21 protein-coding genes and 1 tRNA gene are annotated in these 24,096 nt (G+C 73.5%); 14 read left to right on the plus strand and 8 right to left on the minus strand.

What is annotated here, in order from left to right; all coding sequences use genetic code 11:
- The first annotated feature begins 47 nt into the window (after positions 1-47).
- From ACGFT1_RS27635 to ACGFT1_RS27650, 4 genes are all read left to right on the plus strand, one after another.
- On the plus strand, positions 48-1,376 hold the full coding sequence (locus ACGFT1_RS27635) for an ABC transporter substrate-binding protein (RefSeq protein WP_373911700.1): 1,329 nt from the start codon (positions 48-50) through the stop codon (positions 1,374-1,376).
- Positions 1,373-2,398 carry a carbohydrate ABC transporter permease gene (locus tag ACGFT1_RS27640; protein ID WP_373911701.1) on the plus strand — a complete coding sequence of 342 codons (1,026 nt, stop codon included), beginning with the start codon at positions 1,373-1,375 and terminating at the stop codon, positions 2,396-2,398. Before ACGFT1_RS27635 ends, ACGFT1_RS27640 begins: the two co-directional genes overlap by 4 nt.
- The gene (locus ACGFT1_RS27645; RefSeq protein WP_373911702.1) at positions 2,395-3,291 is read left to right on the plus strand and encodes a carbohydrate ABC transporter permease; all 897 of its coding nucleotides are present in this window, start codon (positions 2,395-2,397) and stop codon (positions 3,289-3,291) included. Before ACGFT1_RS27640 ends, ACGFT1_RS27645 begins: the two co-directional genes overlap by 4 nt.
- A 113-nt stretch (positions 3,292-3,404) precedes the next feature.
- Positions 3,405-4,838: a GH1 family beta-glucosidase gene (locus tag ACGFT1_RS27650; RefSeq protein WP_373911703.1), complete on the plus strand. Its 1,434-nt coding sequence runs from the start codon at positions 3,405-3,407 to the stop codon at positions 4,836-4,838.
- 81 nt (positions 4,839-4,919) lie between these two features.
- Here ACGFT1_RS27650 and ACGFT1_RS27655 read toward each other — a convergent pair whose 3' ends face one another.
- The 3 genes from ACGFT1_RS27655 to ACGFT1_RS27665 form a co-directional block, all read right to left on the minus strand.
- The gene (locus tag ACGFT1_RS27655) at positions 4,920-6,362 is read right to left on the minus strand and encodes a cellulose binding domain-containing protein (RefSeq protein WP_373911704.1); all 1,443 of its coding nucleotides are present in this window, start codon (positions 6,360-6,362) and stop codon (positions 4,920-4,922) included.
- A 135-nt stretch (positions 6,363-6,497) separates the two neighbouring features.
- Positions 6,498-7,901, minus strand: a complete 1,404-nt coding sequence (locus ACGFT1_RS27660) for a sensor histidine kinase (protein ID WP_373911705.1) — start codon at positions 7,899-7,901, stop codon at positions 6,498-6,500.
- A complete protein-coding gene (locus ACGFT1_RS27665; protein ID WP_373911706.1) occupies positions 7,898-8,605 on the minus strand; it encodes a response regulator transcription factor in 708 nt (235 codons plus the stop codon). Before ACGFT1_RS27665 ends, ACGFT1_RS27660 begins: the two co-directional genes overlap by 4 nt.
- A gap of 98 nt (positions 8,606-8,703) precedes the next feature.
- On the opposite strand from ACGFT1_RS27665, the gene ACGFT1_RS27670 reads away from it, so the two are divergent.
- Positions 8,704-9,231, plus strand: a complete 528-nt coding sequence (locus ACGFT1_RS27670) for a hypothetical protein (RefSeq protein WP_373911707.1) — start codon at positions 8,704-8,706, stop codon at positions 9,229-9,231.
- Between the two features lie 24 nt (positions 9,232-9,255).
- Here the strand turns inward: ACGFT1_RS27670 and ACGFT1_RS27675 are convergent, their stop codons facing one another.
- Both ACGFT1_RS27675 and ACGFT1_RS27680 read right to left on the minus strand, forming a co-directional pair.
- On the minus strand, positions 9,256-10,125 hold the full coding sequence (locus ACGFT1_RS27675) for a spermidine synthase (RefSeq protein WP_373911708.1): 870 nt from the start codon (positions 10,123-10,125) through the stop codon (positions 9,256-9,258).
- Positions 10,126-10,159: 34 nt separating this feature from the next.
- A complete protein-coding gene (locus ACGFT1_RS27680; RefSeq protein WP_373911709.1) occupies positions 10,160-10,555 on the minus strand; it encodes a hypothetical protein in 396 nt (131 codons plus the stop codon).
- Between the two features lie 276 nt (positions 10,556-10,831).
- Between ACGFT1_RS27680 and ACGFT1_RS27685 the strand changes: the two genes are divergently transcribed.
- Positions 10,832-12,304: a hypothetical protein gene (locus tag ACGFT1_RS27685; protein ID WP_373911710.1), complete on the plus strand. Its 1,473-nt coding sequence runs from the start codon at positions 10,832-10,834 to the stop codon at positions 12,302-12,304.
- A gap of 164 nt (positions 12,305-12,468) precedes the next feature.
- Here ACGFT1_RS27685 and ACGFT1_RS27690 read toward each other — a convergent pair whose 3' ends face one another.
- Positions 12,469-13,065, minus strand: a complete 597-nt coding sequence (locus tag ACGFT1_RS27690) for a histidine phosphatase family protein (protein ID WP_373911711.1) — start codon at positions 13,063-13,065, stop codon at positions 12,469-12,471.
- Between the two features lie 239 nt (positions 13,066-13,304).
- Here ACGFT1_RS27690 and ACGFT1_RS27695 point away from each other — a divergent pair, with 239 nt between their 5' ends.
- From ACGFT1_RS27695 to ACGFT1_RS27725, 7 genes are all read left to right on the plus strand, one after another.
- A complete protein-coding gene (locus ACGFT1_RS27695; RefSeq protein ID WP_373911712.1) occupies positions 13,305-14,249 on the plus strand; it encodes a phosphatase PAP2 family protein in 945 nt (314 codons plus the stop codon).
- A 1-nt stretch (position 14,250) separates the two neighbouring features.
- A complete protein-coding gene (locus ACGFT1_RS27700; protein WP_373911858.1) occupies positions 14,251-15,333 on the plus strand; it encodes a hypothetical protein in 1,083 nt (360 codons plus the stop codon).
- The gene (locus ACGFT1_RS27705; RefSeq protein ID WP_373911713.1) at positions 15,324-16,913 is read left to right on the plus strand and encodes a hypothetical protein; all 1,590 of its coding nucleotides are present in this window, start codon (positions 15,324-15,326) and stop codon (positions 16,911-16,913) included. Before ACGFT1_RS27700 ends, ACGFT1_RS27705 begins: the two co-directional genes overlap by 10 nt.
- Complete coding sequence (locus ACGFT1_RS27710; protein ID WP_373911714.1) at positions 16,910-18,271, plus strand: AAA domain-containing protein; 1,362 nt, start codon at positions 16,910-16,912, stop codon at positions 18,269-18,271. The genes ACGFT1_RS27705 and ACGFT1_RS27710 overlap by 4 nt, the downstream gene beginning before the upstream one ends.
- 134 nt (positions 18,272-18,405) lie before the next feature.
- Positions 18,406-18,774, plus strand: a complete 369-nt coding sequence (locus tag ACGFT1_RS27715) for a hypothetical protein (protein ID WP_373911715.1) — start codon at positions 18,406-18,408, stop codon at positions 18,772-18,774.
- A 135-nt stretch (positions 18,775-18,909) separates the two neighbouring features.
- Positions 18,910-19,485 (plus strand): bifunctional DNA primase/polymerase, encoded by a 576-nt coding sequence (locus ACGFT1_RS27720; RefSeq protein ID WP_373911716.1) that lies wholly within the window; start codon positions 18,910-18,912, stop codon positions 19,483-19,485.
- A tRNA-Lys gene (locus tag ACGFT1_RS27725) sits at positions 19,476-19,549 on the plus strand. The genes ACGFT1_RS27720 and ACGFT1_RS27725 overlap by 10 nt, the downstream gene beginning before the upstream one ends.
- Positions 19,550-19,623: 74 nt before the next feature.
- On the opposite strand, the gene ACGFT1_RS27730 is transcribed toward ACGFT1_RS27725, so the two are convergent.
- Positions 19,624-20,928 carry a M6 family metalloprotease domain-containing protein gene (locus ACGFT1_RS27730; protein ID WP_373911717.1) on the minus strand — a complete coding sequence of 435 codons (1,305 nt, stop codon included), beginning with the start codon at positions 20,926-20,928 and terminating at the stop codon, positions 19,624-19,626.
- Between the two features lie 275 nt (positions 20,929-21,203).
- On the opposite strand from ACGFT1_RS27730, the gene ACGFT1_RS27735 reads away from it, so the two are divergent.
- On the plus strand, positions 21,204-23,009 hold the full coding sequence (locus tag ACGFT1_RS27735; RefSeq protein ID WP_373911718.1) for a putative bifunctional diguanylate cyclase/phosphodiesterase: 1,806 nt from the start codon (positions 21,204-21,206) through the stop codon (positions 23,007-23,009).
- Here ACGFT1_RS27735 and ACGFT1_RS27740 read toward each other — a convergent pair.
- Positions 22,988-24,085: an LLM class flavin-dependent oxidoreductase gene (locus ACGFT1_RS27740; protein WP_373911719.1), complete on the minus strand. Its 1,098-nt coding sequence runs from the start codon at positions 24,083-24,085 to the stop codon at positions 22,988-22,990. The two genes, ACGFT1_RS27735 and ACGFT1_RS27740, sit on opposite strands and share 22 nt — an antisense overlap.
- Between the last annotated feature and the right edge of the window lie 11 nt (positions 24,086-24,096).

The following is a 24,096-nucleotide window of genomic DNA, read 5'->3' on the forward strand; positions in this document are numbered from 1 at the left end:
CATGCAGTTGGCCGGGGGGTCGGCACGTCAGGCAACAGGAGGACGAAATGCGCACGAGCATCCGCCGGCCACATCGGCTGATGGCCCTCGCGGCCGTGGCCGCACTGACCACGGGGCTGCTGGCCGGCTGCGCCAACGACTCGGACAACGGCTCGTCGGACAACTCGGGTGGCGACGGCAGTGGCAAGGGCAAGATCGAGCTGACCATCGGGACCTTCGGCGTCTTCGGCTACAAGCAGGCCGGCCTCTACGACGAGTACACGAAGCTGCATCCGGACATCAGCATCAAGGAAAACGTCACCACCCGTACCGACGTGTACTGGCCGAAGGTGCTCACCCGCCTCCAGGCGGGCGCCGGCACCGACGACATCCAGGCCATCGAGGTCGGCAACATCACCGAGGCCGTGCAGACCCAGGCGAACAAGTTCGTCGACCTCGGCAAGGAGGTCGACAAGTCGCAGTGGCTGGACTGGAAGCTCGCGCAGGCAACCACGAAGGACGGCAGGACCATCGGGCTCGGCACCGACATCGGGCCGATGGCGATCTGCTACCGCAAGGACCTGTTCCGGAAGGCCGGGCTGGAGACGGACCGCACCAAGCTGGCCGCCCAGTGGAAGGGTGACTGGGCCAAGTACGTCGACCTGGGCAAGAAGTTCATGAAGAAGGCGCCCGACGGCGCGAAGTTCGTGGACTCCGCGTCCTCCGTCTACAACGCGGCCCTCGGCGGCGGTGCCACCCGGTACTACGACAAGGACGGCAACGTCGTCTGGGACAGGTCCGAGGGCGTGAAGAAGGCCTGGGACGCCGCGATGACGGTCGCCACCAGCGACATGTCGGCGAAGCTGAAGCAGTTCGACAAGCCGTGGGACCAGGGCTTCGCCAACGGCTCCTTCGCGAGCGTGGCCTGCCCGGCCTGGATGATGGGCTACATCGAGCAGAAGTCCGGTGACGCGGGCAAGGGCAACTGGGACGTGGCGGCGGCGCCCACCGCGGCCAACTGGGGCGGCTCCTTCCTCGGCGTGCCGACGGCGGGCAAGCACCAGAAGGAGGCCATCGCCCTGGCGAAGTGGCTGACCGCGCCCGAGCAGCAGGCGAAGGTCTTCGCCAAGCAGGCCAGCTTCCCCTCCACCCCCTCGGCCTACGCGAGCCTGAAGCCGGCCGCGGACACGACGGCGTACTTCTCGAACGCGCCGATCACGCAGATCTTCTCCGACTCGGCGAAGACGATCCCGACGCAGTACTTCGGCGTCAAGGACCAGCCCATCAACACCGCGCTGACCGACGTGGGCATCCTCCAGGTCGAGCAGAAGGGCAAGTCGCCCGAGCAGGGCTGGGACGCCGCGAGGAACGAGATCAAGGACGTGCTCGGCCAGTGAGCAGCTCCAAGCAGGCACTCGCGCATCCCGCGTCGAGCGCCGAGGCCGCGCCCGGCACCCCGCCGGGCGCGGCCCGGGGCGCTCGCGGTCGCGGCGCGCCGGCGGGCGCCGACTCCTGGCGCAGCCGGTTCTACCGCTGGGACACGAAGGCGGCGCCGTACGCCTTCGTCGCCCCCTTCTTCGTGCTCTTCGGGGCCTTCTCCCTGATACCGCTGCTCTACACGGCCTGGTACTCGCTGCACGACGTGCAGCTGTCCTCGCTGGACCACCAGACCTGGGCGGGCCTGGACAACTACCGGAACCTGCTGTCCTCGGACTTCTTCTGGAACGCCCTGAAGAACACGTTCAGCATCGGCCTGATCTCGACCGTGCCGCAGCTGCTGGCCGCGCTCGGGCTCGCGCACCTGCTGAACTACAAGCTGCGCGGCTCCACCGTGTGGCGCGTGGTGATGCTGACCCCGTACGCCACCTCGGTGGCCGCGGCGACCCTGGTGTTCACGCTGCTGTACTCGTGGGACGGCGGCATGGTCAACTGGGTCCTGCACTTCTTCGGGGTGGACCCGGTCAACTGGCGTGAGTCGGACTGGGGTTCGCAGTTCGCGGTCTCCTCGATCGTGATCTGGCGCTGGACCGGCTACAACGCGCTGATCTATCTGGCCGCCATGCAGGCCATCCCGGCCGACCTGTACGAGTCGGCGGCGATCGACGGCGCGAACCGCTGGCAGCAGTTCCGGCACGTGACGGTCCCGCAGCTGCGGCCGACGATCCTGTTCACGGTCGTCGTCTCCACCATCGGCGCGACCCAGCTCTTCGGCGAGCCGCTGCTGTTCGGCGGGGTCAGCGGCTCCAAGGGCGGCTCCGAGCACCAGTACCAGACGCTCGGTCTGTACATGTACGACCAGGGCTGGATCATCGGCAACCTCGGGAAGGCGTCCGCGATCGCCTGGTCGATGTTCCTGCTCCTGCTGATCATCGCCGCGGTCAACCTGCTGCTCACCCGACGGCTGAGGAAGTCCCAATGAGTCAACTGACCATCCCCCGGGCCGGGCGCCGGGAAGGAAAGGCGCCGCGGCAGCGCGGTCGCATGGGCGCCGGCAAGCAGCTGCACGCGGGCCCGGTGACCTACCTCGTGCTGGCCGTGTTCGCGCTGGTCTCGCTGGCCCCGCTGGTATGGACGGCGATCGCGGCCTCCCGCACCGACCGGCGGCTGGCCCAGACCCCGCCGCCGCTGTGGTTCGGCGGCAACCTGTTCCGCAACCTCCAGGCGGCCTGGGACCAGGCCGGGCTCGGCACCGCGATGCTCAACTCGGTGATCGTGGCGGGCACGATCACCGTGAGCACGGTGCTGTTCTCCACGCTGGCCGGGTTCGCCTTCGCCAAACTGCGGTTCCGGTTCTCCGGCGTACTGCTGCTGCTGACCATCGGCACGATGATGATCCCGCCGCAGCTCGCCGTCGTACCGCTGTACCTGTGGATGTCGAACCTGGGCTGGTCCAACCAGCTCCAGACGGTGATCCTGCCGAGCCTGGTGACCGCGTTCGGCACGTTCTTCATGCGGCAGTACCTGGTGCAGGCGCTGCCCACCGAGCTGATCGAGGCGGCCCGGGTGGACGGGGCGAGCAGCCTGCGGATCGTCTGGCACGTCGTCTTCCCGGCCGCACGGCCGGCGATGGCGGTGCTCGGCCTGCTGACGTTCGTGTTCGCCTGGAACGACTTCCTGTGGCCGATCATCGCCCTGACCCAGCAGAACCCGACCGTGCAGGTCGCCCTGAACTCGCTCGGCACCGGTTACGTCCCCGACCAGGCGGTGATCATGGCCGGCGCGCTGCTGGGCACGCTGCCGCTGCTGATCGCCTTCCTGCTGTTCGGCAAGCAGATCGTGGGCGGGATCATGCAGGGCGCGATCAAGGGCTGATCCGCCCGCCCGACTGTGCCCGCACGACTTCCCGGGGGCCGGGCCACCGCCGTCCCGGCCCCTTCTTCCCCCTCATCCGTCGGCCCCTTCCGACCGTAAATGGGAGCGCTTCCATGCCTGACTCCGTTCCGTCGTCCGTGACCTTCCCGCCCGCCTTCCTCTGGGGCGCAGCGACCTCGGCGTACCAGATCGAGGGGGCGGTGCGGGAGGACGGCCGCACCCCCTCGATCTGGGACACGTTCAGCCATACGCCGGGCAAGACGGCCGGCGGCGAGACGGGGGACGTCGCGGTCGACCACTACCACCGCTACCGCGACGACGTGGCGCTGATGGCGGAGCTGGGCCTGAACGCCTACCGCTTCTCCGTCTCGTGGTCCCGGGTGCAGCCGACGGGCCGCGGGCCGGCGGTCCAGCGGGGCCTGGACTTCTACCGCCGGCTGGTCGACGAGCTGCTGGCGGCCGGCATCAAGCCGGCGGTCACCCTCTACCACTGGGACCTGCCGCAGGAGCTGGAGGACGCGGGCGGCTGGCCGGAGCGGGACACCGCGTTCCGGTTCGCCGAGTACGCGCAGCTCGTCGGCGAGGCGCTCGGCGACCGGGTGGAGCAGTGGATCACCCTCAACGAGCCCTGGTGCAGCGCCTTCCTGGGCTACGCCTCCGGGGTGCACGCCCCCGGCCGCACCGACCCGGCGGCCTCCCTGCGCGCGGCACACCACCTCAACCTGGGTCACGGCCTGGCGGCCTCGGCCCTGCGGTCGGCCATGCCGGCCCGCAACCAGATCGCGATCAGTCTCAACTCCTCGGTCGTACGGCCCCTCACCCAGGACCCGGCCGACCTGGCGGCGGCCCGCCGCATCGACGACCTCGCCAACGGCGTCTTCCACGGCCCGATGCTGCACGGCGCGTACCCGGAGACGCTGCTCGCCGCGACCGCCTCGGTCACCGACTGGTCGTACGTCCTCGACGGCGACGTCCGCACGATCAACGCGCCGCTGGACGCCCTCGGCCTGAACTACTACACCCCGGCGCTGGTCTCGGCCGTCTCCGGGGACGTCAAGGGCCCCCGGGCCGACGGCCACGGGGCGAGCGACCACTCCCCCTGGCCCGCCGCCGACGACATCCTCTTCCACCAGACCCCCGGCGAACGCACGGAGATGGGCTGGACGATCGACCCGACGGGCCTGTACGACCTGCTGATGCGCTACTCGCGAGAGGCCCCCGGGCTCCCGCTCTACATCACCGAGAACGGCGCGGCCTACGACGACAAGCCCGACCCCGAGGGCCGCGTCCACGACCCCGAGCGCATCGCCTACCTCCGCGGCCACCTCGCCGAGGTGAGGCACGCCATCGCCGACGGCGCCGATGTGCGCGGCTACTTCCTGTGGTCCCTGATGGACAACTTCGAGTGGTCGTACGGCTACGGCAAGCGGTTCGGCGCGGTGTACGTGGACTACGCGACGCTGGAGCGCACCCCGAAGTCCAGCGCGCGGTGGTACGGGGAGGCGGCGCGGACTGGGACGCTGCCGTCGGTGGAGCCCCTGGCCTGAGCGTCCCGGGCGCGGCCCGTCGTGGGGGCGGGCCGCGCCCGGGGGATACCGGCCGGGGGGTGCCGGGGGGCCGGCCGGGTGCTACTTGTACGCGGCGAACGCCTTGGCGAACGCGTTCGTGTCCTGGCTGATGGAGCTGCACGTGGCGTCGGCGGTGGACTTGGGGCCGCCGGCGCACTGCTTGTCGCGGGTCGCGGACCACATGGAGAGCCAGCCGATCCCCTTGGACCTGGCGAAGTCCACCAGCTGGGTGGCGTCCTCGACCTTGAAGACCTCGGAGGAGACGTCGTTGACGCCGATCATCGGGGTGACCGCGACGGCCTTCCAGGCGGCGGAGTCGGACAGCCCCAGCACGCTCTTGATCTGGGCCTGCGTGGCGGTGGCGGCCTGCTCGGCGTAGGTGCCCATGTCGCCGCTGTACGAGGGGCCGTAGTCCATCGCCATGATGTTGACGGTGCTGACCTTGACGCCGTTGGACTTGGCGTCGGACAGCAGGTTCACGCCGTCCTGGGTGAGGCCCTCGGGCATCACCGGGAGGGTGTAGGAGACGTCCAGGCCGGGGTGCTGGGCCTGGAGCTTGGCGATGGCCTGGGCGCGGCGGGTGTTGGCCGCGGTGTTGGGCAGCGCGCCGCCCTCGACGTCGAAGTCGACCTTGGTCAGTTTGAACGCGTCGACCACCTTGCCGTACGCCGTCGCCAGCGCGTCCGCCGAGGAGCAGGTGGTGGCCAGCTCGGAGCCGGAGGCACCGCCGAAGGAGACGCGGACGTCACCGCCCTTGGCGCGCAGCGAGCCGATCTGCGCGGCCACGCCGTCGCTGTTGACGTCGGTCACGCCGCCCCACTTGGGGGTGCAGCCGCCGCCGTCGTTGACGAAGGCGAGGTTGTAGTTCTTCACGCCGGTCGCGTCGGCGGCACCGAGCAGGTCGAAGGCCGGGTAGAGGGAGGTGTCGACGTAGGGCGCGAAACCGGCGTCGGAGGTGGTGCCGGTTCCGGTGCCGCCGGTGGGAGTGGGGGTGGGGGTGGGGGCCGACGCGGTGGGGGTCGGGGTGGGGGCCGGGGTGGTCTGCGTGGGCCGGCCGCTCGGCTCGGGGGTGGCGCCGCCGTCCGCGGAACACTGGGCGTCGTCGATCCGGCAGCCCGTCGGGTCACCGCTGCCGTCGACCACGAAGCCGACGGTCACCGACTTGCCGGGGGCCAGGCCGTCGGTGTCCCACGTGGCCGGCTTCACGGTGACGTGCTGACCGGTCACGCTGGACCGGGCGTTCCACAGGGAGCCGAGCTTGGCGCCCGAGGGGAGATCGAACTCAAGCGTCCAGGTCTTCTCGGCCCGGCCGGTGGTGTTGGTGACGACGTACTGGGCGGAATACCCGGTGGACCAGTCGCTGGTCCGGGTGTAGGCGGCGTTCACCGCGGCCGCGTTGGCGGTGCCGGTGAGCAGGACCGCGCCGCCGCCGATCACCGCGGCGGCCACCAGTCCGCCTATCGCCTTGTTCCTGCCACTGATCCTGCGCCGGTGCGTGCTCATGCGCGTGCCTGCCTCTACTGCTCACGGGGGGGGTCACAGGGCTTTCCCGACCTGTGGGGATGCGGCAGCACGCTAGCGGGCCCGATTCAGACAATTGGCCTGTTCGGGGCGGTGGTTGCCGGGTTTATGGTGCGCTTAAGGAAGCGATCGGGAACGGTTAATGGTCGGGACCAGCCGGCGCGGCCGGCGCCGGCGCACCGCTCCCCGGTGGCCCCGTCCCACCGGTGCCCGCCCGTCCAGCTGGAGCCGGATCCGCACCTCGGTGCCGCCCAGGACCGAGCCGCCGATGCGGACGTCGCCACCGGTGGACTCCGCCAGCCGGCGCACGATGTCCAGGCCGAGGCCGGTCGAGCCGGCGTTCCCGGAACCCCGGCCGCGGGCCATCGCCGCCTCCGGGTCGGGTATGCCCGGGCCCGCGTCGGAGACCAGCGCGATCACCGCGTCGTCGCCGTTGTGCACGTCGACCGCGAAGGCGGTGCCCTCGGGGGTGTGCCGGAAGACGTTGCCGAGCAGTGCGTCGAGTGCGGCGGCGAGGTCGGCGCGGGCCACGGGCACGCGGACGGGCCGGTCGGCGCCGGCCACCCGCCAGGTGCGGCCCTCGTCCTCGGCCAGCGCGGACCAGAACTCCATGCGCTCCCGCACCACCGCGGCCACGTCGCATCCGGCGCCGGGTCCGGCGGGGGCCGTCCGGGGCTTGGCCTGGCGGGCCGTGCGGATGATGGTGTCGACCTCGTGCTCCAGCTGGGCGACGGCCGCCCGGGTCTGCTCGGCGGCCGGACCGGCGCCCAGGGAGGCGGCGTTGAGCCGGAGGACGGTGAGCGGGGTACGCAGCCGGTGCGAGAGGTCGGCCGCCAGCTCGCGCTCGTTGGCCAGGAGCTGGACCACCTGGTCGGCCATGGCGTTGAACGCGACGGCGGCGAGCCGCAGTTCGGTCGGTCCGTCCTCCGGCACCCGGGCGCCCAGCTTGCCCTCGCCCAGCTCGTGCGCGCCCTCGACCAGGCGCCGCGCGGGCCGCACCATGCGCACTCCGAGCCGGTCGGCGACCGCGACCGAGCCGACGATCAGCGCGAGGCCCACGGCCGCGAGCACCGCCCAGGCCGTGCCGACGCCGTTGGTCACCTCGGCCTCGGGAACGTACACCTCCACCACGGCGATCGCGCCGGAACCGAGCGCGACCGGCTGGAGCAGGACGGAGCCGCCCGGCACGGAGCCGATGGAGGCGCGGCCGAGTCTGCGCACGGCCTGGATGTCGCGGACGGCGGCGCGCTGCCGGCCGAGGTCGAGCGCGGCCCGGCCGCCGTCGGCGGGCAGGTGCACGGCCATCCCGGAGCCGGCGCCGGCCGAGGCCACCACCCGCTCCAGCTCGTCCCGGTCGGTGGTGATGGACAGGGCGGGGGCGACCGCGGCGGCCTCCCGCTCGGCGCCCGCGAAGGCCCGGTCGCGGGCCATCTCCTTGACGACCAGGCCGAGCGGCACGGCGAACGCGACCACGACCATCGTGGTGACCGCCAGGCAGACCTTGACCAGGGCCCATCTCATCGCGGCGCCTCCCCGGCCACCGGGGGTTCGAGCTTCACGCCGACCCCGCGCAGTGTGTGCAGATAGCGCGGCCGGGCCGCCGTCTCCCCCAGTTTCCGGCGCAGCCAGGACAGATGGACGTCGATGGTCTGGTCGTCGCCGTAGGACTGCTGCCAGACCTCGGCGAGGAGTTCCCGGCGGGAGACGACGACACCGGGCCGGCCGGCCAGGAAGGCGAGCAGGTCGAATTCACGGCGGGTCAGGTCGAGTGGCACGCCGTCCAGTTCGGCCCGGCGGCGCAGCGGGTCGACGGTGAGACCGCCGACGCGGAGCACATCGGAGGGCGGGGGTTCCGCGCCGGCGGAGCGGGCCCGGCGCAGCACGGCGGCCATGCGGGCCGAGAGGTGCTCGACGGAGAACGGCTTGACGAGGTAGTCGTCCGCCCCGGCGTTGAGCAGCCGGACGATCTCCGTCTCGTCGTCCCGGGCGGTGGCGATGATGACGGGCACGTCGGTGATGCCGCGCAGCATCTTCAGGGCCTCGGAGCCGTCCAGGTCGGGCAGTCCGAGGTCCAGGACGACCAGGTCGAAGCGGAGCTGGGCGACCTCGCGCAGCGCCTCCAGTGCCGTGCCGACGCTGCGCACGGTGTGTGCGGCGTCGGTCAGGTGCCGGATGAGCGCCGAGCGTACGAACTGGTCGTCCTCGACCACGAGAACACTTGCCATGCGCCGCACCGTACGCCATGCGGGAGGGACGGGCGGGTGCCTGTGGACAACCCGGTACAGGTGCGTACGGCCGTCCCCCTGGGGCAGTATGGCCCGCGATGCGCAGAGGACTCGTACACGTACTGGCGTGGCTGCTCGCGACGGGAGCGGCGGTCACGCTGTCGTGGTGGGGCGTGCACACGGTGATGGCGGGGACGGTGTACGAGCCGCCGCGGGCGCTGCCGGTCGCGGCGGCCGGCGCGGCCACCCGGCGCCCGCAGCCACCGGCCCCGGAACCGCCGGCCTCACCGACCGTCCCGCCCTCGCCGTCCGGGAGTGGGTCGTCCGGGCCGCCCGCGGCCACGCCCTCACGGACGCCGGCCCCCGCCGCCAGCGCCTCCCCCACCGTCGAGGCCTCCGTCGCCGGCCGGGTCAGGGCCTACGACACCGACGGCGGCCGGGCGGTCTTCGACCTGGGCACCTCGAGCGCGACCCTGGTGTCGGCGACCCCGGGGACCGGCTGGTCGATGCAGGTGTGGAAGACGACGGCGTGGATCCGGGTGGAGTTCGCCCGGGACGCGGACCGGGTGTCGGTGTTCTGCACCTGGCACGACGGCCCGCCACGGGTCGAGATCGGAACCTACTGACCGGCCGGCCCGGGGCGCGCGGCCCTACTGGAACACCGAGGGCGGCGGGGCCGGGGAGGCCACCGCGGCCTCGTCCGTCACGGGTACCGCGCCACCGGTGAAGTCGGTGAGCCGGGGACCGTGTTCGACCCGGGCGGAGTGCGGGTCGGAGGCGGCGCGCCGGGTGAGTTCGGCGAGCGGCAGCGGCAGGTCGGAGGCGACCAGGACGGCGTTGCCGAAGCGTTTGCCGCGCAGGACGGCCGGGTCGGCGATGAGGGCGAGTTCGCCGAACCGGGCGGCCGCGGTGGCGATCTGGCCGCGCAGGTGCGCGAGCGGCGGGCCGTCGGCCAGGTTGGCGGCGTAGACGCCGGCGGGCTTCAGCGCGCGGCGGACCTCGTCCAGGAACTCGATGGAGGTGAGGTGGGCGGGGGTGCGGGCGCCGCTGAAGACATCGGCGACGACCAGGTCGGCCCAGCCGTCCGGCACCTTGGCGAGTCCCGCGCGGGCGTCCGTCGCCCGTACCCGGATGCGGGCCTGGGGGTCGAGCGGCAGTTCGCGCCGGACCAGCTGGACCAGGCTCGCGTCCCGTTCGACGACCTGCTGGGTGGAGCGGGGCCGGGTCGCGGCGACGTACCGGGCGAGGGTGAAGGCGCCGCCGCCGAGGTGCACGGCGTGCACGGGCCTGCCGGGTGGGGCGGCGAGGTCGATGACGTGGCCGATGCGGCGCTGGTACTCGAAGGACAGGTGGGCGGGATCGTCCAGGTCGACGTGCGACTGGGGTGCCCCGTCGATCAGCAGCGTCCAGGCGCGGGCGCGGTCCGGGTCCGGTACGAGCCGCGCGAGCCCGCCGTCGACCGGTTCCTCGACGGCCGCGGCGGGGGCCGACCTGCGGCGCGTGTTCCTCGACCTGCCCATCCCCCCATCTTCGCAGCCGCCGCGGACTGCCGTGTCACCGGCGGCTGTCGGCCGCCTCGATCAGCCGGGCCGCCTCCCCGAGGGCCCGGCGCAACTCCACCGGGTCGGTGGCGAGGTCGGCCTCGCCGGGCGGCAGCAGCCAGTCCGAGCCGGCGACGGGCGGCTCGGGGGCCAGGCGCAGTCCGCGCCCGTCCGTCCCGGTGCAGGTGCTGCCCGGCACGTCCCAGCCGGCCGCCGTACCGGCCGGCACCACGAAACCGAGGGTGCCGCAGCCGTCGTCGTGCAGGACCGGCCCCACCGCGTCGCAGGCGCCGCGGCGCAGGATGTCGACCGCCTCCAGGCCCTGCCGGGCCGGTACCGTCACGACGTCGCACCCCTCCTCGGACGGCGGCGCCGACGTCCGGGGGTCCTTGCTCTGGCTGCTCTCCATGCCGGCCTCCACCACACAGCCCACTCGCGGTCCATGGACTCCAACGCGTGAGCGCGTCAACGGCTACGGCACAAGTGCGCCGCAAAGGATGGCACTTCATGGCAGATCGTGCGTGAGATGACCGTTTTGTAGCTAAACGCCGTGCGGACGGCCCCGCACAGCGGGTACGTTCAGGCCCGCCGGACCCAGGGCGTCACACGGACGCCCCGTCCCGCGGACCGCCCCCGGGCCCGGCACGGTTCGACGCTTCCACGGTTCGCACGAGAGGACCCGGTCATGACGTCGTCCACGGTGACCTCGTCACAGCCCGAACGGCCGCCCCGGCCGAACCTCGCCTTCCGGCGGCTGCGCGGCCGACGCTCACCGGCCGAGTTCGCTGCGCTGGTCCGGCGGGCGGCACGTGAGATCGGTGAGCGGGTGAGCTGTGACGCGCGCTACGTCGGCCGGGTCGAGGCGGGTGAGATCCGCTGCCCCAACTACGCGTACGAACGGGTGTTCCTGCACATGTTCCCCGGCCGCACGCTGACCGACCTCGGCTTCGCGCCCCGTTCGGCCGTCCGCGGACGGGCGGCGCGTACGGCCGGGCAGGCGCGCGCGGTGCCGGATGAGACGCGCGGTGCCTGCGGTCCGTATGACACACGGAACCCGCACGACCCGGCCGGCCCGGATCCCTCGGGCGACCCGCACGAACCGTACGAGAACGACCCCTGGAACCAAGAGGAGAGCGACGTGCTGCGTCGCGCGTTCATGACCGGCACAGGCGCCACGGTGGCCGCCGCCACGCTGGCCCCGCTCGGACTCACCACCGGTGCCGCGGCAACCGGGCGGCCGCCCGGCCGCGTCGGCATCCCCGAGGCGACCGCCCTGGAGGAGGCCGTCCGCCGCATCAGGCTGCTCGACGACCGGCACGGCGCGGACGGCCTCTACCGGCGCGCGGCGGCTCCGCTGCGCGCGGCGTACGCGCTGCTGGACGCCGGCGCGACCCGGCAGACGACCACCGACCGGCTGCACGCGGGTGCCGGGGAACTCGCCATCTCCGTGGGCTGGCTGGCCCACGACTCCGGCCGCTTCGACGACGCCCGCTCGCACTACGCCGAGGCGCTGGCCACGGCCCGCATGACCGGCGACCCGGGGCTGGAGGCGCACGCCTTCTGCAACACCGCGTTCCTGGCGCGGGACGCCGGCCGCCCCCGGGAGGCGGTCCGGGCCGCGCAGGCCGCGCAGCGCGCCGGCCGCGCCCTGGGCTCCGACCGGCTGATGTCCCTCCTCGCGCTGCGCGAGGCGGGCGGCTGGGCGGGGCTCGCCGACCGCACCGGCTGCGAGCAGGCGCTGGCCCGCGCGCAGACCCTCTTCGCGCGGGGCCGCTCGGACGCCGACCCCGAATGGATGAGCTTCTACGGCGAGGCCGAACTGGAGGGACTGGAAGCGCAGTGCTGGTCCACCCTGGGCGACTGGCGGCGGGCGTCCCGGCACGCGCGGCGCGCGGCGCGGCTCCAGGATCCGCACTTCACCCGCAACATCGCGCTCTACACCGCGGAACTGGCCGGCGACCTGGCCCACGAGGGCCGTCCCGACGAGGCCGCCGAGGCGGGGCTGCGGGTGATGGGCCTGCTGGACCAGGTCCAGTCCTCCCGCATCCGGACGATGCTGGCGGCCACGGCCCGGGCCCTGCTCCCGCACCGCCGCGCACCGGGCGTCCCGGACTTCCTGAACCGCCACGCGTCGCTGCCGCGCACCGGCCGGGCGTAGGGCACGGCCGGCGGACCGGGGAGTACGACGGACCGAGCGCACATCCGGGGCGGGCAATACGCCCTGAGGCGTACGCCACCGCGCGCTGCCCGTCCGCGGACTGCCGCGGGCACGACCGCTGCCGGGACCTGCGTCACCCGGTCCCGCTCCGGTGGTGACTGCCGTCAGGCCGCCATATGGCCCACGTCGTTCCAGGTCTCGATCGCCGGTTCGCCGTAGGCCCAGCCGAGTACGGACAGTGACGTCGGGTTCAGTCGTATCCGGGCGGCGAAATCCAGAGGCAGGCCCAGCCACCGCGCTCCGATCGAGCGCAGGATGTGCCCGTGGGCGAAGACCAGCACGTCCCGGTCGGCCGAGCGCGCCCAGGACACCACCTCGTCCGCGCGCGCGGTCACCTCGGCCAGGGACTCGCCCCCCGGGACGCCGTCCCGCCAGATCAGCCAGCCGGGCCGGACAGCCTGGATCTCGGCGGGGGTCATGCCCTCGTACGCGCCGTAGTCCCACTCCATGAGCGTGTCCCACACCGTGGCACGGTCGCCGAAACCGGCCAGTTCGCACGTCTCTCGCGCGCGGGAGAGCGGGCTGGTGCGCACCTCCGCGTCCGCCAGCCCGTCCAGCGGAGCGCGGTGCAGCCGCTCGCCGAGCAGCTTGGCCCCGCGCCGGCCCTCCTCCAGCAACGGCACGTCGGTCCTGCCGGTGTGCTTGCCGGACAGCGACCAGGCCGTCTGTCCGTGCCGGGCCAGCAGGATGCGCGGTGCCATGGGAGACCTTCCGGGACGGTGGCGCCGACACGGACGCCACGGAAAAACGTGTGCATGCGGTCCCTCCATCATCGCGCACCGTGCTCCGGCGCAACCCGGCGGGCGATCCCGGCGTCTTCGAGGGCTGGAACGGCCACCGGTGCACAAGTGGGAGCGCCCTCATGGGCGGTGTTCGGACACCGTAAAGTGGCACGGTCGCCCGCCGGGGCGCCGTACAGCAGAAGGGGGAGGGCGATCGGATGCCGCAGACCGAGACACCGGGCACCGAGGCGGCCCCGCGACCCCGGTTGCGCTGGTGGACGGAACTGCCGCTGATCGTGCTGGTCTACGCCTGCTACTCGGCCGGCCGGCTCCTCGCGCGCGGGGACGTCACCAGCGCCGTCGACCACGGACTGGCGATCCTGCGCGTCGAGAAGGCCCTGCACCTGAACGCGGAACACCCGCTGAACCGGCTGTTCACCCGGGAGACCTGGCTCGGTGTGCCGGCCGACTTCTGGTACGCCTCGCTGCACTACCTCGTCACGCCCGTCATCCTGATCTGGATGTTCCGCGCGCGTGCCCGGCACTACCGGGCCGCCCGCACCTGGCTGATGACGTCCACGTTCATGGGGCTGATCGGCTTCACGCTGCTGCCGACCTGCCCGCCCCGCCTGCTCTCCGCCGGCCACGGCTTCGTGGACACGATGGCGCAGTACAGCTCGTACGGCTGGTGGGGCGCCCAGGCCAGCGCGCCGCGCGGCATGGGCGGCATGACCAACCAGTACGCGGCGATGCCGAGCCTGCACGTGGGCTGGGCGCTGTGGTGCGGGGTGATGCTCTGGCGCCACGGCGGCTCACGCCTGACGAAGATCCTCGGCGTCGCCTACCCGCTGCTGACCGCGCTCGTGGTCATGGGCACCGCCAACCACTACCTCCTGGACGCGGTCGCGGGCGTCGCCGTGATGGGTGCCGGTCTCCTGCTGGCGCCGCGGGTGACGCGGGCCGCGGACCTGGTCCGGTCCCGCCCGTCCCGGCCCGCCCCGGTGGTCCCGGGCGCCACCGGTTCCCCGATTGTCAGTGCCGGATGCCAGACTTCCGCGGGTGAGCGAATTCCACGGCAGCGCGCGTCATCGCCCGACCTCGCGGCCGGACCGGACGTCTCCCCCACCAGCGCGGGAGAAGGGGCTCCGGCACCGGCTCGCTGAGCTGCGCGGTCCGGACGTACCGGCCAAGGCCCTGGACGCGCGCGCCCTCGCGGCGCTCGCCGCGAACCCCGGCTGCTCCCGGCGGGCGATCCTGGACGGCGCCGGGGTGGACAAGGCCCGGCTGGCGAGCGCGCTGGGCGCGCCCTCCGGCTTCGGGCAGTCGCAGTTCGCGCTGACCCGGGGCAACGCCTTCGAGGCGCGGGTGAAGGCGGACGGCGGCGCGGAACTGCTGCGGCTGGCGCACGCCCACCTCGACCCGGGTGCCGAGCCGCCCGCGGAGGCGGCCCTGCCCGACCTGGCCGCCTACGGCCCGCAGGGGCGTACGGCCCGTACGGCGCTGGCGCTGCGCGAGGCCACCCGGGCCGGCGGCTGGACGCTCCTCGACCACCCGATGCTGGCCCTGGACGTGGCGGGTTCGCTCGCGTTCGTGGAACCGGACGCGGTGGTGGTGCACCCGGACGGCAGCTGGTCGGTGGTGGAGATCAAGTCGTTCCCGATGGTGGACGGCTCCGCGGACCCGTCGAAGGTGGGCGCCGCGGCCCGGCAGGCCGCGGTGTACGTGCTCGCCCTGGAGGACGTCGCCGCCCGTATCGATCCAGCCCCCCGCGTGCGCCACCGGGTGCTGCTGGTGTGCCCCAAGGACTTCTCCAACCTGCCCGCGGGCTGTGCCGTGGACGTCCGCAAGCAGCGTGCGGTCACCGCCCGTCAGCTCGCCCGGCTGACCCGGGTCGAGGAGATCGCCGGCGCGCTGCCCGAGGGCACGTCTTTCGCGCCCGACCGGCCCGCCGAGGAGCTGACGGCGGCCGTGGAGGCGGTACCGGCGACGTACGCGCCCGAGTGCCTGTCCGCCTGCGAACTCGCCTTCCACTGCCGGGACCGCGCCCGCGAGGCCGGCGCCGTCACCCGCCTCGGCCGGCCCCTGCGGGCCGAACTGGGCGGCCTCGCCACCGTCGAGGAGGTCCTCGCGGCGGCCCGCGGCGACAGCGGCGACCCCGACGACCCGGCGGTGGCGGCCCTGCGCCGGGCGGCCCGGCTGCGCGCGGAGGCCCTGGCGGCCGCCCGGGAGGTGGCCACGTGTCCCTGATCGACACCCTCGCCCGGCTGGAGGCCGTCGGCAGCGGACGGGCGCAGCCCGCCGCGACCGTCCGGCACCGGCATCTGTCCGACCGTCCGCTGGTGTTCGTACCGCTCACGACGGCCGGTGAGACCGGCGCCCCGCTCGGCGCGCTGGTCGGCACCGACCGGGACGCGCCCCGGCTGCTGGCCGTGCCGCAGCCCCGCGACCGGGACCTGCGGTTCACCTTCCTGGCCGACCTGGCCGACGCCGTCCTGCCGTACCTGGACTCCTTCGCGGAGTCGGTGGAGCCGGCCGAGCGCACTCAGACCGATCCGGAGACCGGCAAGCGGGTCAAGGTGGAGGCCGAGCTGTGCGCGGACGCGCCCCAGCTGATCGTGCCGAGCCGCGCGGGCCTGGACTTCGTACGGCTCCTCGGCCGCTCGACGCGTTTTCGCCGCACCGCCGAGCAGGATCCGGACGCGCCCTACCCGGCGCCGCCCCGGGTGCCGCTGCTCGGACGCTGGCTGACCCACTACGGCGAGCGGTCCCGGGTGCCCGGCTCCTCCCTGCTGCTGGCCCTGACCGACCTGCTGGCCCGGCACTGGGCGACCGGCCAGTCCGGTCTGGAGGACCAGCACCTGGGCGCGCTGCTCGCCTGGATCGACCCGCCCGGGGGCGAGAGCGGCGCGGACGCCGCGCACCGGGCCGAACTGGCGCGGGACGCGGCCGGACAGCTGCGGTGCCCGCCGGCCGGCCCCGCGACCGATCCGGCGTTCGACAACAAGCTGCTGGCCCCGGCGATCGAGCGGTACGACCGCGCGCGTACGGCCCTGGCCGCCGCCCAGGACCCGCTGGAGGCCGACGACCGGCTGGCCGCGCTCACCGCGGCCGAACGGGACGTCCGCGCTCTCGTCGAGAGCCGTGTCCGGCCCACCTGGGACGCGGTGTGGCGGGGCCTGGACCTGCTGCGGGCGCTGCCCGAGGGCGCCCATGTCGAGGAGCGCTGGACGCGGGACCGCTGGTCGTTCACCGGGCACCGGGACCGGGTGCTGGCCGGGGAGCCCCCGCAGCCGCGCCGGGACGACGCGGTGACGGCGGCGAACAAGCTGGCCACGCGCGAGCGGGAGCAGGCCCGCCTGGAGGCGCAGGAGGCGCTGGACGATCCGCTGGTGATGGCGGGGCGGCGGCTGGCCGGGGAGGCGTTCGCCGGTGAGGTGACCGAGGTGGTGATGGCGTACAGCGAGAGCAGACGGCCGAGCCCGCGCCCGCTGGTGACCGTCCGCACGGAGGATCGGCCGCATCTCGGGGAACGGGCCCGGGTGTACCGCTCGGTGGGCGGCAGGCCGCAGGCGGCGGAGTTCGCCGGTGCGGAGGGCGAGGGCGTGCTGGTGCTGCGGATCCTGGACCGGATGGGGCGGGGGAAGGAGCCCGAGCCCGGGTCGGTGCCCGAGAAGGGCGACCGGGTGTGTTTCACCCTCTTCGAGCACGAGCAGCGCGGCGGCGCGAAGCTGCCCGACCCGGAGGAGACCCCGTGGACGCACGGCGGGCCGCCGGGTGAGCCCGTGGCGCAGGCGCCCGACACCGTGACCGAGGAGGACGTGCTGTGACGACCGTCGATTCCGACCCCGCGGCCGCGGCCGCCCGCGCCACCGACGCGATCCTCCACGACACGCTGCACGGCACCGAGCGCGGCGTGGTGGTCGACTCCCCGCCCGGGGCCGGCAAGTCCACGCTCGTGGTCCGCGCGGCCCTGGAGCTGGCCGGCGCGGGCCGCCCGCTGATGGTGGTCGCCCAGACGAACGCCCAGGTGGACGACCTCGTCCTGCGCCTAGCCGCGAAGGACCCGGAGCTGCCGGTCGGCCGCCTGCACAGCAGCGACAGCGACCCGTACGACCCGGCGCTGGACGCCCTGCCGAACGTCCGTACGTCCGCGAAGGCCGCCGACCTCGGCGGCCTGCCGGTGGTGCTGTCCACCGCCGCGAAGTGGGCGCACGTGACGGTGGACGAGCCGTGGCGGCACGCGATCGTCGACGAGGCGTACCAGATGCGCTCGGACTCCCTGCTCGCCGTGGCCGGCCTGTTCGAACGGGCGCTGTTCGTGGGCGACCCCGGACAGCTGGACCCGTTCTCGACCGTCGGCAGCGACCAGTGGGCGGGCCTGTCGTACGACCCGTCGGCGTCCGCGGTCACCACCCTGCTGGCGCACAACCCGGGCCTGCCCCAGCACCGCCTGCCGGTGTCCTGGCGCCTGCCGGCCTCGGCGGCCCCCCTGGTCTCACGCGCCTTCTACCCGTACACCCCGTTCCGCAGCGGCACGGACCACGGCGACCGCCGCCTCACCTTCGCGGTCCCCTCCGACGGCTCCGGCCCCGACCGGGTCATCGACGAGGCGGCGGAGACCGGCTGGGGCCTGCTGGAGCTGCCCGCCCGGCACACCCCGCGCACGGACCCGGAGGCGGTGCGGGCGGTGGCGGCGGTCGTCCGGCGCCTGCTGGACCGCGGCGGCGCGGCGGTCTCGGAGCCGCCCCCGTCCCCGCGGCCTCCGGCCGGGAGCGGCGCCACGCCGCTCACCGCCGACCGGGTCGCCGTGGGCACGGCCCACCGCGACCAGGCGGCGGCGGTCCGCGCGGCCCTGGCCGACCTCGGTGTCCAGGACGTGACCGTCGACACCGCGAACCGCCTCCAGGGCCGCGAGTACGACGTCACGGTCGTCCTGCACCCGCTCTCCGGCCGCCCCGACGCCACCGCGTTCCACCTGGAGACCGGCCGCTTGTGCGTCCTGGCCTCCCGCCACCGCCACGCGTGCATCGTGGTCTGCCGCGCCGGCGTGAGCGACCTGCTGGACGACTACCCGTCCACGGAACCGGTCCAGCTGGGCACCCTCGTGAAGTTCCCGGACGGCTGGGAGGCGAACCACGCGGTACTGGCCCACCTCGCCGAACACCGAGTGGATTGGCGCCCCTGACCGCCGCCCGCGGCGCCCGCTCGGCCGTTCGGCGGCCGTCAGTGTGCTGACGGGCCCTTGCGGGGGCGCGGGACAATGGACGGTGGCGCACCTGATGGCGGTGCCCCGCGAACCGTACGAGGAGGAGACACAACATGGCGGAGCCCACGCCGCGTCGTAACGAACCGCGGCTACGCCCCGCGCCCCTGCTCTTCGAGCCCGCGGAGGCGGCTGCCGATCCGGAGCACTTCTTCGATCTGGAGTCGATGGAGGATCCGCAGGCGCTGCTGGCGCGGTCGACGGAGCTGGCCCAGGCGTTCCGCGCGGCGGCCGACCGGGCCGTGGAGTTCCAGGCCCTCGCGGCGGCCCAGCTCGCCGACCCGCGCCGGTTCGACCGGCTGACGACGGCGGACATCGCCGAGCGGGCGGAGTGGACGGAGGACTACGCTAAGAAGATGGTGGAGTTCGGCCGGGACCTGCTGCGGGGGAACGTCGAGGGGCGGACGCCCGTCGATCCCGGGTGACCGCCCGCCGCGCCCAGCGCCCGGGTACCTCCCAGGCATATGCCAGGCGGGCAAGATACTCCTCCTCTCTGCCCCTGTCCCGTTTTTCGGCAACTCTGGAGAACCGTCCGCTCACCGCGTGTACACCTGGGTCCCATGAGCAGCGCACCGAACGTCACCCGTGTCAGTGCCGAGGGCGTCGCCTGGCTGGCCTCGGCAGGAACGTACCCGCGCAGCACCCTGGCCCTCTGGGAGGAACGTCCGAACGCCCCGGTCGTCCTGCCCTGCGGTGCCGTCTTCGACGTGGTCAGCGCGCCGGTGGCCTTCGGGCGCCGGATGCTGGACCGGCTGTGGGACGAGGGCCCGGGGTCGGGGCCCGTCGCGGTGTTCCGGGGCCGGACCCTGATGTTCACCGCCCCGGGCACGGCCCAGCGGCTGCCCTCGCTGCTGGCCTGGGAGGAGTGGGGGTCCCGGCGGACGCGGGCGGTGCCGCCGCTGCTGTGCCACGGCACCGGGGACGCGGTGACCGTGCCGGCCCCCGCCCCGGCCGGCAGCGACACCCCCGGCGCCTCCCGCTGGCTGGTCGCCCCCGACACGCGGTACCCCTGGCTGCCCGGCCCCGAGACCGTGCTCTGGGCTGCCGTCCGGGCGGCCCGGGCGGCCGTACGCATATCGATTTTTCCTCCCGCCGACCAGGATGCTAAGGTCTACGACGTCAGCAGGCGCCGCTAGCTCAGTTGGTTAGAGCAGCTGACTCTTAATCAGCGGGTCCGGGGTTCGAGTCCCTGGCGGCGCACATGACGAGGGCGGGTCACAACCGGTTGATGCCGGATGTGACCCGCCTTTCCCATTCCCGTGCCGGCCGGGGGTTCAGTCACTCATCGCCGGGGTGATCCGCACCGTCCACGCCCCCGAGGCCGTCCGGTCCTCCACCTCCACCCGCACGCCCTCCCCGGGCACGGTGAAGCTCTCCCCGAGGGCGACCGGCGCGTCGGCCAGCGGTGGATAGACCGAGTTCTCCCAGCAGGCCTCGGTGCGCGGGTGGGCGTCCACGACCTCCACCGGGCCGCCGCCGGACTCGGCGCCGGCGCGTACCCGGTACACCAGGATGCCCTGCCGGCAGGAGGCGCGGTCGTTGCCGGCCGTGCCGCGTGCCTCGAAGGCCAGGGCGCTGTCCGGGCCGGTGCGCACGACCGCCAGTTTCGCGCCGCGCCCGAGACCGAAGGCGGGGGAGCCGCCCGTGGCCGGCACCGCGACGCCCGGCCCGGCCGCGAGGGGCTCCAGGGTGAGGCGGGCCGGCGCGGTGCCGTGCACGCACACCACCTGACGCGGATCGAGCCAGCCGAGTTTCCACTTGTGCCAGGCGAAGAGGTCCGGGGCGAGTCCGAACTGGCTGCCCATCAGGTCCCAGTCGCCGACGTAGGTGTCCCAGTCGCCCTTGCCGTCGACGGGACGGTGGTAGAGGTCGGGCAGGTCGAAGACATGGCCGGTCTCGTGGGCGAGGACGAGACGGTCCGGCGGGTGTTTCTCGAACACCGTGACGACCCGGTGGATGTCGGTGCCGTCCACGTGCAGGGGCGTGTCCAGGTTCACGACTTTCGTGGCGTCGGAGTCGACGCCGGGCGCGTCGGGGTCGGCGACGAAATAGACGACCCGGTAGCGGGAGAAGTCGACCTGCTCGTCGGCCACGGCGAACGCGTCCCGCAGATAGGCGGCCCGGTCCTCGGCGCTCCAGTCCCGCCGCATGGCGTACGCCGTCGACGGACGCGGCATGCGCAGCCAGCGCGGGAGCGGATGCGGGCGCAGGGCGAACCGGCCGTAGGACGCCTGGGCGAAGAAGCGGCTGGTGGCGGGGAAGTGGTCGGCGGTCAGCTGGGCGGGGCTGGTGCGCGGGGCGGCGTCCGGGAAGGAGAGGAAGACCAGGACGGCGTCGACGGTGCCGGTGGGGCGGGTGTAGGCGGTGTTCCAGGTGTCCAGGCCCTCCGAGTGGTGGGCCTGGGTCCGGTGCAGGGCGCAGGGGGCCGTCGAGAAGGGCCCGGCGACCGACGGGCCGCTGAGGATCGAGGTCGCGGCGAGCGCCGACATCGTGGTGAACACGGCGGCGGTGCTGCGCAGCATGGGCACGGACATGACCTCCGGACGCGGTTCGGGGACCCGCACCCAGATTGCTGCCATCTGTCATGTTTTGCCGCGTTTGCCTGCACCAGAAGGGTGAGCGCCCCGCCGTCGGTCGCCGACGTGTTCCGGCGCCCGACACCTCGAAACACTCACGGAACGTCACAATCGGTCGGAGGCCTGAAGAACCCGTCCAGGTGCGGGCAGAAACGATCTGTCAGAACCTGTGTCCCGTCCGGGACACTGGACAGTGGCTGGAAGGGCGGGGGGCCAGCCTCTATGATCGGCACACTTTCCGGCACGGACAGAGATCGAGTGCACTGCGGGAGCGAGCGGTGAGCGGAACGTCCGAAGGGCCGACGCCCGCGGCAGACCTCGACCGGTCAGCCGTCACAGTCAGTGACCATGTCTCCTACCATTGTGTCTTCGCGGCGGCCCCGCTCGCCATGGCGGTCGTGGACCCCGAGGGACTCGTCGTCAGCGCCAACGCCGCCTTCGGCGACCTGATCGGCGCCGATCCGGCGACGCTCACCGGGCGGCCCGCCGCCGGCCTGGTGGGCCTGGGCTCGGACGCCCGCAGCCGGCACGCCTATCGCGAGGTACTGCGCGACGGGCAGGGCCGCCTGCGCTGCACCCGCCGGCTCAAGCACCCCGAGGGGCACGCGGTGTGGGTGCAGGTCAGCGTCACCCCGCTGGCCGGCGGCGAGCCGGGCGTGCTGCTGTCGGCAACCGACATCAGCGCCCGGCGCGAACTCAAGGCGCGCCTGCGGCACTTGGAGATGCACGACCCGGTGACCCGGCTGCCCAACCGCGCGCTGTTCTTCGAGCGGCTGACGGCCGCGCTGGAGGCGGAGTCGTACGAGCGCAGCGGTACCGGCCGGATCGGCCTGTGCTATCTGGACCTCGACGGATTCAAGGCCGTCAACGACACTCTCGGCCATCGTTTCGGCGACCGGCTCCTCGCGGCCGTCGCCGAGCGCCTGACCCGGGTCGCCGACGAGGCCGGGCGCACACGGGCCGCCACTCCCCTGGTGGCACGGCTCGGCGGTGACGAGTTCGCCCTGCTGGTGGAGGACTCCACCGGCACCGAACAGCTCGCCGATCTCGCCGAGTCGGCGCTGAGGGCGCTGGAGGAGCCCTTCGACCTGGGCGGGCAGCGGCTGTCGTCGACCGCGTCCATCGGCGTGGTCGAACGGCATGCGGCGGGGACCTCCGCGACCGGTCTGATGCAGGCGGCGGACACCACCCTGTACTGGGCGAAGGCCGACGGCAAGGGCCGCTGGACGCTGTTCGACCCCGAGCGCAACGCCCACCGAATGACCCGTCAGGCCCTGTCGTCCACACTCCGGCCCGCCGTCGAACGCGGTGAGTTCGCCCTGGAGTACCAGCCGTTGGTCGGCATGGAGGACGGGCGGCTCAGCGGGGTGGAGGCGCTGGTGCGCTGGAACCACCCGCAGTTCGGCACGCTGACGCCGAATCGGTTCATCGGACTGGCCGAGGAGGATGGTTCGATCGTGCAGCTCGGCCGGTGGGCGCTGGCCACCGCCTGCCGGCAGGCCCGCCGCTGGCAGACGGACAACCCCGGTGAGCCGCCCATCTTCGTCAGCGTGAACGTGGCGGTACGCCAGGTGTGGGACTCCGACCTGGTCGCCGACGTGGCGCAGACCCTCGCCGAGACCGGGCTCGCCCCGCACCTGCTCCAGCTGGAGCTGACCGAGTCGGCGGTGATGGGTTCGGCGGGCCGCCCGATCCAGGCGCTCCAGGCCCTCAGCGACATGGGCGTGCGCATCGCCATCGACGACTTCGGCACCGGCTACTCCAACCTCGCCTATCTCAGCCGGCTGCCGGTGTCGGTCCTGAAGCTGGACGGCTCCTTCGTGCGCGGCTTCCAGTACGAGGGCGACAAGAAGGCACTCGCCCCCAACCCCGCCGACGAGGTCATCGTGGAGGCGATGATCCAGCTGGCCCACCGCCTCGGCCTGACGGTCACCGCCGAGTGCGTGGAGACCTCCGCCCAGGCCACCCGGCTGCGCCGGATCGGCTGTGACACCGGACAGGGCTGGCTGTACTCCCGTCCGGTGCCTCCGGACCGTATCTCCGAGCTGCTTCAGGCGCAGACCTACGCGGTCGGCAACCCGTAGGCGTCGGCGATCAGTTCGTAGGAGCGCAGGCGGAGTTCGCCGCGGTGGGCGTGCGAGGTGAGCATCAGCTCGTCCGCGCCGGTGCGCTTGTGCAGGTCGTCCAGGCCGGAGCGGACCTCGTCGGCCGTGCCGTGGACGATGTTGGTCGTCCAGGAGGCGGCGAACTCCTCCTCCATCGGGCTGAACTCGTGTCGTTCGGCCTCCTCCGGGTCGGGGAACAGACCGGGGCGGCCGGTGCGCAGCCGGATCATGTTCAGCGCCATCGCCCGGGTCTGGCGGCGGGCCTCCCGCTCGTCGTCGGTGGCGAGCGCTGAGACACCGATGACGGCGTACGGCTCGGTGAGGAGCGCGGAGGGGCGGAACGTCTGCCGGTACAGGTCCAGGGCCGGGAGGGTGTTCTGCGCGGAGAAGTGGTGCGCGAAGGCGAACGGCAGGCCCAGCGTGCCGGCCAGGCGGGCGCTGAAGCCGGAGGAGCCGAGCAGCCAGACGGGCGGGCGGTGCGGGGACTGCACACCGCTGGGCGTGCTGCCCTGGACCGGGCCGGGGATCGCGTGGATGCGGCGGAAGGGGTGGCCGTCGGGGAAGTCGTCGTCCAGGAAGCGGGTCAGCTCGGCCAGTTGCTGCGGGAAGTCGTCGGCGCCCTCGTTGAGGGTGGCGGTACGGCGCAGGGCCGCGGCCGTGGCGCCGTCCGTGCCCGGGGCCCGGCCGAGGCCGAGGTCGATGCGGCCCGGCGCCATCGCCTCCAGCGTGCCGAACTGCTCGGCGATCACCAGCGGGGCGTGGTTGGGCAGCATGACGCCGCCCGAGCCGAGCCGGATGCGGTCGGTGTGGGCGGCGAGGTGGGCGAGGATCACGGCGGGCGAGGAGGAGGCCACGCCGGGCATGGAGTGGTGCTCGGCGACCCAGTACCGGTGGAAGCCGCGGGACTCCGTGAACCGGGCGAGGGCGACGCTGGTGCGCAGCGCGTCGGTGGCGGTGCTGCCCGCGCCGACGGTCACCAGGTCCAGTACGGACAGGGGGGCGGGCGCGGTTCCGTACGTCGTGCCCCGGATCTCGTCTGCCTCGGCTGCGGACACGGTGGGGGCCT

Source organism: Streptomyces sp. Y20, assembly GCF_043195475.1.
Classification (GTDB): Bacteria; Actinomycetota; Actinomycetes; order Streptomycetales; family Streptomycetaceae; genus Streptomyces.

Bases quoted from the DNA above. Each gene is read 5' to 3' on its own strand.
- ACGFT1_RS27665 (WP_373911706.1), bottom strand. From the start codon at position 8,605: ATGGCAAGTGTTCTCGTGGTCGAGGACGACCAGTTCGTACGCTCGGCG.
- ACGFT1_RS27715 (WP_373911715.1), top strand. From the start codon at position 18,406: ATGGCGGAGCCCACGCCGCGTCGTAACGAACCGCGGCTACGCCCCGCG.
- ACGFT1_RS27690 (WP_373911711.1), bottom strand. From the start codon at position 13,065: ATGGCACCGCGCATCCTGCTGGCCCGGCACGGACAGACGGCCTGGTCG.
- ACGFT1_RS27650 (WP_373911703.1), top strand. From the start codon at position 3,405: ATGCCTGACTCCGTTCCGTCGTCCGTGACCTTCCCGCCCGCCTTCCTC.
- ACGFT1_RS27670 (WP_373911707.1), top strand. From the start codon at position 8,704: ATGCGCAGAGGACTCGTACACGTACTGGCGTGGCTGCTCGCGACGGGA.
- ACGFT1_RS27730 (WP_373911717.1), bottom strand. From the start codon at position 20,928: ATGGCAGCAATCTGGGTGCGGGTCCCCGAACCGCGTCCGGAGGTCATG.
- ACGFT1_RS27720 (WP_373911716.1), top strand. From the start codon at position 18,910: ATGAGCAGCGCACCGAACGTCACCCGTGTCAGTGCCGAGGGCGTCGCC.
- ACGFT1_RS27635 (WP_373911700.1), top strand. From the start codon at position 48: ATGCGCACGAGCATCCGCCGGCCACATCGGCTGATGGCCCTCGCGGCC.
- ACGFT1_RS27680 (WP_373911709.1), bottom strand. From the start codon at position 10,555: ATGGAGAGCAGCCAGAGCAAGGACCCCCGGACGTCGGCGCCGCCGTCC.
- ACGFT1_RS27645 (WP_373911702.1), top strand. From the start codon at position 2,395: ATGAGTCAACTGACCATCCCCCGGGCCGGGCGCCGGGAAGGAAAGGCG.
- ACGFT1_RS27660 (WP_373911705.1), bottom strand. From the start codon at position 7,901: ATGAGATGGGCCCTGGTCAAGGTCTGCCTGGCGGTCACCACGATGGTC.
- ACGFT1_RS27685 (WP_373911710.1), top strand. From the start codon at position 10,832: ATGACGTCGTCCACGGTGACCTCGTCACAGCCCGAACGGCCGCCCCGG.
- ACGFT1_RS27695 (WP_373911712.1), top strand. From the start codon at position 13,305: ATGCCGCAGACCGAGACACCGGGCACCGAGGCGGCCCCGCGACCCCGG.
- ACGFT1_RS27655 (WP_373911704.1), bottom strand. From the start codon at position 6,362: ATGAGCACGCACCGGCGCAGGATCAGTGGCAGGAACAAGGCGATAGGC.
- ACGFT1_RS27675 (WP_373911708.1), bottom strand. From the start codon at position 10,125: ATGGGCAGGTCGAGGAACACGCGCCGCAGGTCGGCCCCCGCCGCGGCC.